Raw genomic sequence first — 449 nt, 5'->3', positions numbered from 1 at the left:
AGATGCGTGAAACGGACATCATCTTCTCGGAAAGCCGGCCGACGCCCGACAAGTTCCGCTTCTACAGGAACTTGCTCTGCGTGGCACGGGTGCTTGCCGAGAATGCGCCGGATTTGTCCGGTGAACGGCTGGTTGCGGCAGTTCGCAGCGACATCGCGCATCACAACCTGAAGCCGCAGATTCTTCCCGACGAAGTCCAAGATCGGATATGGCAAATCGAAGTGCGACCGGAAGTGCCCGACGAGCAGAAGGAATCGGTGCTTTATGCGTTGAAAACTTTCTTCGGAAATCTTTGGCTTACGACGGGATATTCCCAGGATAAAGCGGAAGTAGACCGCAAGCGCTTTTTCCTGATTGCTGAAGAACGGCGTGCTGAAACAGTTCCTTCGCTCGAACGCTTGATGACGGTGGTCTCGATTCGTTTTTCGAAGCTTTTCAGGGTTGTGAAG

Annotated in this window: 1 protein-coding gene; it reads left to right on the top strand. The window is 53.7% G+C overall.

The window, feature by feature from the left end:
- Positions 1 to 80: 80 nt before the first annotated feature.
- A partial coding sequence (locus tag H6A60_RS12610) for a hypothetical protein (RefSeq protein ID WP_205105174.1) occupies positions 81 to 449 on the top strand: 369 nt, incomplete at its 3' end.

Source organism: Sutterella massiliensis (assembly GCF_016899755.1).
In the GTDB taxonomy this organism is placed as follows: Bacteria; Pseudomonadota; Gammaproteobacteria; order Burkholderiales; family Burkholderiaceae_F; genus Sutterella; species Sutterella massiliensis.
The sequence above is the reverse complement of the archived record's forward strand: the minus strand, read 5'-3'. Positions and strand labels throughout refer to the sequence as shown.